Origin of the sequence: Pedococcus sp., from assembly GCF_036554925.1 — a bacterium.
Classification (GTDB): Bacteria; Actinomycetota; Actinomycetes; order Actinomycetales; family Dermatophilaceae; genus Pedococcus_A.
In genome coordinates this window covers 1-7,144 of sequence record NZ_DATBMI010000241.1, presented here as the reverse complement: position 1 = coordinate 7,144, position 7,144 = coordinate 1, and the positions used below count along the sequence as shown (strand labels likewise).

Annotated in this window: 6 protein-coding genes; 4 read left to right on the top strand and 2 right to left on the bottom strand. The window is 73.1% G+C overall.

The features are described 5' to 3' along the window. Positions 1 to 2: 2 nt before the first annotated feature. Positions 3 to 857: a maleylpyruvate isomerase family mycothiol-dependent enzyme gene (locus VIB11_RS17595; protein WP_332057367.1), complete on the bottom strand. Its 855-nt coding sequence runs from the start codon at positions 855 to 857 to the stop codon at positions 3 to 5. Between the two features lie 27 nt (positions 858 to 884). Between VIB11_RS17595 and VIB11_RS17590 the strand changes: the two genes are divergently transcribed. Together VIB11_RS17590 and VIB11_RS17585 are read left to right on the top strand one after the other, a co-directional pair. Further along, positions 885 to 2,933 carry a bifunctional copper resistance protein CopD/cytochrome c oxidase assembly protein gene (locus VIB11_RS17590; RefSeq protein ID WP_332057366.1) on the top strand — a complete coding sequence of 683 codons (2,049 nt, stop codon included), beginning with the start codon at positions 885 to 887 and terminating at the stop codon, positions 2,931 to 2,933. 1 nt (position 2,934) lies between these two features. After that, positions 2,935 to 3,735, top strand: a complete 801-nt coding sequence (locus VIB11_RS17585; protein ID WP_332057365.1) for a carbon-nitrogen family hydrolase — start codon at positions 2,935 to 2,937, stop codon at positions 3,733 to 3,735. A gap of 91 nt (positions 3,736 to 3,826) precedes the next feature. Here the strand turns inward: VIB11_RS17585 and VIB11_RS17580 are convergent, their stop codons facing one another. Beyond that, positions 3,827 to 4,687 carry a VOC family protein gene (locus VIB11_RS17580; protein WP_332057364.1) on the bottom strand — a complete coding sequence of 287 codons (861 nt, stop codon included), beginning with the start codon at positions 4,685 to 4,687 and terminating at the stop codon, positions 3,827 to 3,829. Between the two features lie 141 nt (positions 4,688 to 4,828). Between VIB11_RS17580 and VIB11_RS17575 the strand changes: the two genes are divergently transcribed. Together VIB11_RS17575 and VIB11_RS17570 are read left to right on the top strand one after the other, a co-directional pair. Further along, positions 4,829 to 6,682, top strand: a complete 1,854-nt coding sequence (locus tag VIB11_RS17575) for an NHL domain-containing thioredoxin family protein (RefSeq protein ID WP_332057363.1) — start codon at positions 4,829 to 4,831, stop codon at positions 6,680 to 6,682. A 93-nt stretch (positions 6,683 to 6,775) separates the two neighbouring features. Then, the gene (locus VIB11_RS17570; RefSeq protein WP_332057362.1) at positions 6,776 to 6,961 is read left to right on the top strand and encodes a hypothetical protein; all 186 of its coding nucleotides are present in this window, start codon (positions 6,776 to 6,778) and stop codon (positions 6,959 to 6,961) included. Positions 6,962 to 7,144 lie beyond the last annotated feature (183 nt).

Here is a 7,144-nt window from a genome sequence, read left to right as displayed (position 1 = left end):
GCTCAGTGCGTGAAGGTGAGCCCCTTGAGTACGCGGCGGGCCACGGACTCGTCTCCGTGCACCGTGAAGTGGATGTCCTCGAGGTCGCCCCGCCCCGCCGCGCGGCGGGCGATCGCGTCAGTGGAGAGCGTGATGCTCGTGATTTGCTCGTCCTCGGGGTGCTCGTGGACGGACCCGGTGAAGAGGGGGGTGCCGAGCGGCTTGCCACCCTCGCCGACCTCGACCCGCACGCCGGCCCGCCCCAGGACAGGCCCGGTCACATCGAAGATCACGACGTTCCCGGGCTCGATCCCGGCGTTCCTGGCCACCAGCTTCGGCAGGGAGGCGAACAGCACGTCCATGAAGACGGCGGCGCCCGGCGCGTCGAGGTCACCGGGGCGCCCGAGGGCGTGACGCATGTCCTGCTCGTGGGTCCAGATGTCCACGATGCGGGTCCGCAGCACCTCGCCGGCCGGGCCGGGTCCGAAAGGTCCCTTGATCTCGGTGTCGAGGGTGAGCTCCGGGTCGCCGAGCTGGCGCATGCGCATGGCGAGCACGCCGTCGAGCTCGTCGACCACCTTCGAGCCGATCATGGGTCGGCGCAGCTCGATCATGGCCTCGGTGACCCGGTCGAGGTCGGTGCGCACGTGGGCGTAGTCCGGGACCTTCACCCGGGGCAGCGCGGAACCGGCCAGCCACTGCTCCACGCCGACGACGTGGGCGATCTGGTCCTTGACGGTCCAGCCCGGGCACGCGGTGTCCTTGCGGAAGTCGGAGTCGGAGCAGGAACGGCCCAGGTCGATCACCGCGCGCACGGTCTGCGCGTAGGCTGCGACGAGGCCTGGGAGGTCTTCCGGGGCTGCCGGATGCAGGGGCATGGCCCCACCCTACTTAGGCTGGTGTCCATGTCCTCTCCCAGCAGCACGAGTGCCCGCCCGGGCCGCCCCGGTCTGGTCCTGACCGGGGTCGCCGTCGTGGCGGTCCTCGCGGGGGCGCTCGTCACCGGGGCTGCGGCTGCCCCCGTGCTCGGTGACCCCGGGCCCCTGGTCCGGTGGGGCGCCCTGGTGGCGCGGGTCATCCACGATCTTGCCGCCGCGGCGACGGTGGGCCTGCTGGTTCTCGCCGCGTTCCTGGCTCCCGAGACGACGCGGACCAACCGCCGCGTGTCGGCCACCCGTCTTGCCAGCGCCACCGCCGCGCTCTGGGCTCTCGCCGGTCTCGTGGGCGTGCTCCTCACCTTCGCGCAGCTGGCCGGCGTCCCGCTCTCGGCGCCGGGCTACCTCGACCAGTTCGTCAGCTTCGCGTGGGAGCTGGAGGTGACCCGGGTCGCAATCATCAGCCTCGGACTGGCTGCGGTGGTCGCTGCGGGTGCGGCCGTGGCCTCCTCCCGGTCCGCCATGGCCTGGCTCGCGGGATTGTCGGTGTTCGCCGTCCTGCCGCTCGCCCTCGCAGGCCACGCGGCAGGCGCCGCCAACCACGACACCGCGGTGAACACCCTGGCGGTGCACCTCGTCGGGGTGACCCTGTGGCTCGGGGGACTGCTCGCGCTCGCGGTGATGCGTCCGCAGCTGGGCTCCGACCTCGGCGCCACCGTGCAGCGCTACTCCACCATCGCGCTGTGGTCCTTCGTCGCCGTCGCGATGTCCGGCGTGCTCAACGCCGGGCTGCGGCTCGGTGGCCTCGACGGTCTGGCCACGGCCTACGGGCTGCTCGTCGTCGCCAAGGTGCTGGCCCTCGTGGGCCTGGGGTATGCCGGGTGGAGGCACCGCCGGGCCTTGACGGGGCGGCTGCTGAACGAGGCCGCGGGCGTGCGTGACTTCGGGCGGCTGGTGCTGGCCGAGCTGGCCCTGATGGGTCTGGCCGTCGGGGTGGCGGTGGCCCTTGCCCGGAGTGCCCCGCCCGTCCCCGACACGCCGATCGCCGAGCCCACCCCGGCTGAGGTCTTCACCGGCTACCCCGCGCCCGCCCCTCTCACCGCCAGTGCCTGGTTCACCACCTGGCGCGTCGACTGGCTGTGGCTGGCCGTCGCGGTCCTGATGGTCGGCCTCTACCTCGCGGGCTGGCAGCGCCTGCGCCGTCGTGGCGACGCCTGGCCCCTGGCCCGGGTGGTGCTGTGGGTGCTCGGCTGGGCCGTGTTCCTCTTCGCGACGCAGGGTGGCCCCGGCATCTACGGGCGCGTGCTGTTCTCGGCCCACATGGTCATGCACATGGCCGTCGCGATGTTGGTGCCGTTGCTGCTCGTGCCGGCTGCACCGCTGACTCTGGCCCTGCGCGCCCTGCGGTCCCGGCCCGACAAGACGTGGGGGCCGCGGGAGGTCATCCTCCAGCTCGTGCACTCTCGCTACCTCGGGGCCCTCGCAAACCCGGTCGTGGCCTCTGCGCTGTTCTTCTTCAGCCTCGCGATCTTCTACTACTCACCGCTGTTCGAGCTGGCCCTGACCACCCACACCGGGCACGTCGCGATGATGGTGCACTTCCTGTTCTCGGGGTACCTCTTCGTCTGGGTGCTCATCGGCCTCGACCCCGGCCCCAAGCGCTGGTCGCCCCTGCTGCTCCTCGTCGTCCTCTTCGCGACGATGGCGTTCCACGCGTTCTTCGGCGTCATCATGACCGGCGGCACGACCCTGCTCGCCCCCGACTTCTTCGGCCGCCTCGACCTCGCGTGGGTCCCGGACCCGCTGGCCGACCAGCAGCGCGCCGGGGCCATCGCCTGGGGCGTCGGCGAGGCACCCACCCTCGCCCTGGCCCTGGTGGTCGCCGCGCAGTGGGTCCGCTCCGACCGCGTCGAGGCGCGGCGTCGCGACCGTCAGGCCGACCGAGACGGGGACGCCGAGCTCGCTGCCTACAACGCGCAGCTGGCCCAGCGCCGGGCCGCCCACGAGCAGGCCGAACGGATCCGCGCCGACCGGACGGCACAGCGAGCGCGGCGTGGCACACCAGGGCAGGGAGGCTGACATGCGGGTCGCGGTGGTGCAGGTCGGGTACGGGGACGACGAGCCGATGGTCGAGCGCGTCGAGCGCGTAGGGGCGCTGGTGCGCCAGCAGGCCGGGCACGACCTGGTGGTGCTGCCGGAGCTGTGGGCACCGGGCGGGTTTGCCTACCGTGACTGGGACGAGCGGGCGGAGCCCGTCGACGGGCCCACCGCGCAGGCCATGTCCACGGCGGCGCGCGAGGCCGGCGTGATGCTGCACGCCGGGTCGATCGTCGAGCGGCCCGATGACGGCGAGACCGGCCCGGAGGGACGGGGGCTGTGGAACACCTCGCTCGTCTTCGGCCCCGACGGCGGGCTCCTCGCCAGGTACCGCAAGATCCACCGCTTCGGCTTCGGCTCGGGGGAGCCCAAGCTCATGGACGCGGGCGAGGACATCGTCCTCGTGGACCTGCCCGGCGGTCAGGGGCGGGCGGGGCTCTCCACCTGCTACGACCTCCGCTTCCCCGAGCTCTACCGCCGCCAGCTGGACGCCGGGGCTTCGGCCTTCATCATCCCGGCGGCGTGGCCGATGGCCCGGGTCCGGCACTGGACCCTGTTGGCCCACGCCCGCGCCGTCGAGGACCAGTGCGTCGTCATCGCCTGCAACACCGCCGGCACGCACTCCGGGACCGAGATGGGTGGGCACTCCCAGGTCGTCCTGCCCACCGGTGAGGCGCTCGCCATGGCCGGGTCGGGCGAGCAGGTGCTGAGCGTCGACGTCGACCTCGCGGCGGTGGAGGAGTACCGCCGCGCGTTCCCCGTCCTCGCGGACCGGCGCCTGTAGCAGGTCACGCCACCTGCCTGTGCCGTCCGCGTGACGAAGGGCACGCGCGCCGGCGCTTCGCCTCTGATCGGTCGCGCAGCAGGGTGGGGTGTCAGACCCCTTGGGGGTCGAACTGGCTGATGGTGAAGCGCGCTCCCTGCGGGTCCCGGACGAGCGCCGTCTTGGTCCACCTGGTGTCCTCGCGCGCGAGGACGGTGCCGCCGAGCTGCTCGGCGACCCGCGCCGACGCGTCACGGTCCGCGACCGTGAACGACACGTGCCAGTGCGGCTCCTCGCCCTCGCCCGCCGGCACGAGCCAGCCGATGGCGTCCTCGAAGCCCGGCGGGGCATGGAACTCCTGCTGGCGCGCCCGGATCCCCGGGTCGGTCGTGGCCTCGAGGTGGTCGGCGTACCCCGGGCGGCGGATCATCGTCGCGAAGCCGAGGTCGTCGTACGCCCAGCCGAAGACCTCGCTGTAGAACGCGGCGGACGTCGACGGCTCGGCGGCGTGCAGGTCGCTGAAGTTCCAGCTGCCGGGGACGTTCACGGCCTGGGCGCCGGGCCGGTGCCGCGCCTGCCAGAGGCGGAACTCGACGCCGGCAGCGTCGGCGCACACGGCCGCCCGGGCGCCCTCGCCCGCGTCGGAGGGAGGCTGCAGCACGCGGCCTCCAGCCGCCTCGACCCGCCCGGCTGCTGCGTCGGCGTCGGCCACGGCGACGTAGGTGTTCCACGACGAGGTGTGCACTCCCTCGGCCTCGGCCGGACCCGACACCCCCGCCTCGGCCGGCCCCGACAGCCCGGCGACGTCCTGCCCGTCGAGCTGGGCGATGAGGTAGCGCCGGCCCCCCGGTGGACCCGACTCGACGAAGGTCCACCCGAACAGCCCGCCGTAGAACTGCTGCGCGGACGCGAGGTCCGGCTGCTCGGTGTCGATCCATGACGTGACCCCGTCGGGGTAGGTCTTCGTGACCATGGCCGTGCCTCCCGTCGTCACAGTGCCGGATCCCGTGCGCTGCCGGGATCCCGTGCGCTCCTTTCCACTGTAGGAACGCCCTCCGACAGTGGCGCCGGGCATGACGGGAAGAGCAGCGCGCAGGCCTGTGTTGGCACCCTCGTGACGACCCCGACGAGCACCCCCCGCACCGCGACACGCCTGCGCGCCCCCGAGCTCACCGGCCGGGGCTGGCTGAACACCGGTGGCGAACAGCTCTCCCTGGCGGACCTGCGTGGGCGCATCGTCGTCCTCGACTTCTGGACGTTCTGCTGCGTCAACTGCCTGCACGTGCTCGACGAGCTGCGGCCGCTGGAGGAGAAGTACGCCGACTCCCTCGTGCTCATCGGCGTCCACTCGCCGAAGTTCGAGCACGAGGCAGACGCCGACGCCCTCGCCGCCGCCGTGGAGCGGTATGCCGTGCACCATCCCGTCCTCGACGACCCCGGCCTCGCGACCTGGCAGGCCTACACGGCGCGCGCCTGGCCGACCCTCGTGGTCATCGACCCCGAGGGCTACATCGTCGCGTCGTTGTCCGGGGAAGGTCACGCACACGGGCTGTCGGTCCTCATCGAGGAGCTCATCGCCGAGCACTCGGCCCAGGGCACGCTGCGCCAGGGCGACTCGCCGTATGCCGCGCCGCCGCCTCCCGAGACCACGCTCCGCTTCCCGGGGAAGGGCGCCGTCCTGCCGGACGGCTCGTTCGTGGTGTCCGACACCGCCCACCACGAGGTGGTCCACCTCGAGACCGACCTGGTGACCGAGCGCGCTCGCTTCGGCGGCGCCGGCGTGCTCAACGAGCCGCAGGGCGTCCTGGTCCTCCCGGCCGAGACCGCTGCGCGAGTCGGCTACGACGTGGTCGTTGCCGACTCCGTCAACCACCAGGTCAAGGGCCTGCGTCTTGCCGACGGCGCGTGGGTCACCCTGGCAGGCACCGGCCGGCAGCTGCGGGAACGCTCCGGGAGCGGGCCCGCACTGCGCCAGGACCTCTCCACCCCGTGGGACGTCGCGTGGTTCATCGACCGCGTCGTCGTCGCGATGGCGGGCACCCACCAGCTGTGGGCCCTGCACCTGGCCACGGACCCGGCCGACAACACCGTCGCCGTCCTCGGCGGCACGTCGGCCGAGGGCATCCGAGACGGCGCGGCCGACGAGGCGTGGTTCGCCCAGCCGTCAGGCCTGGCCGTCTCGGCGGACGGCCGCCGCCTCTGGGTGGCCGACTCCGAGACATCGGCCCTGCGCTCGCTCGACCTCACCGACGACGGGTTCGTCGTCGAAACCCATGTGGGACAAGGCCTCTTCGACTTCGGCCACCGCGACGGCACGGCGGACCAGGCCCTCCTCCAGCATCCGCTGGGCGTGACGGTCCTGCCTGACGGCTCGGTCGCGGTCAGCGACACCTACAACGGCGCGATCCGGCGGTTCGACCCGGTCGCCCGGGAAGTCTCGACGCTCGCCACCGGGCTGCGCGAACCGAGCGACGCCGTCGTGGAGCAGGACGGAGAGAACACGCGGCTCGTGGTGGTCGAGTCGGCGGCGCACCAGCTCGTGCGGATCCCCCTGCCGGAGAAGGCCCAGCGCGTCGACGGCCTGGCCCGCCAGACCCAGCGCCCGCGCCAGGAGGTCGCTGCCGGCACGGTCAGCCTGCGCGTGAACTTCACGCCTCCGACCGGGCAGAAGCTCGACCACCGCTGGGGCGACCCGACCCGGCTCATGGTCTCGGCCACGCCGGGGGCCCTCCTGGCCGAGGGCGGAGGCAGCGCCGAGGGCCTCCAGCGCGACCTGGTGCTGGACCCTTCGGTCGGCGACGGCGTGCTCCACGTGTCGGTGCAGGCCGCCGCGTGCGACGGCGACCCGGATACCGGGGAGGTGCCGGAGCACGCCGCTTGCCACCTGTACCAGCAGGACTGGGGCATCCCCGTCGTCCTCGTCGACGGCGCTCCCGCGGAGATCAGCCTCGACCTGCGAGGCGTCTGAGAACCTTCGCCGCGCCAGCCCCCGTGAGGGACCGGACCGCATACGCTCAGGCCAGAGGGCTCCGAACGGTGTTCGGACGAAAGGCGTGTGGTGATGGGAATTCTCGAGGGTGTCCTGCCGATCCTGGCCGGCGTCGCGGTGGTCGTGGCGATTGCACTGTTCGTCGACCGGCGCCGGAGGGCGCCGGGCAGCAGGGCCGACTACGACCGCCTCACCGACTCGCCGCGGCCGCCGGAGGCGCACCGGATGCCCGGCCAGAGCGACCAGTACCACGGGTGACGGCCACGCCGGCGCCAGGGTCCTGCCCACAGAGGGAGCGGGTTCGCCCCTCGGACAGGGCTGTGACCCCGCCGGTGCTCGGCGGGGTGTGGGGCGGGGTCACGCTGGTTCGGCCCGGCTGGGTGGTCGGCCTCGAGCGAGGAGCTCGTCGTAGGAGCCGCGGGTGAGGTCCCACTCGACCCG

Excerpts from the sequence above, each read along its gene's own strand:
- VIB11_RS17570 (WP_332057362.1), top strand. The coding sequence starts at position 6,776 with ATGGGAATTCTCGAGGGTGTCCTGCCGATCCTGGCCGGCGTCGCGGTG.
- VIB11_RS17590 (WP_332057366.1), top strand. The coding sequence starts at position 885 with ATGTCCTCTCCCAGCAGCACGAGTGCCCGCCCGGGCCGCCCCGGTCTG.
- VIB11_RS17580 (WP_332057364.1), bottom strand. The coding sequence starts at position 4,687 with ATGGTCACGAAGACCTACCCCGACGGGGTCACGTCATGGATCGACACC.
- VIB11_RS17595 (WP_332057367.1), bottom strand. The coding sequence starts at position 857 with ATGCCCCTGCATCCGGCAGCCCCGGAAGACCTCCCAGGCCTCGTCGCA.
- VIB11_RS17585 (WP_332057365.1), top strand. The coding sequence starts at position 2,935 with ATGCGGGTCGCGGTGGTGCAGGTCGGGTACGGGGACGACGAGCCGATG.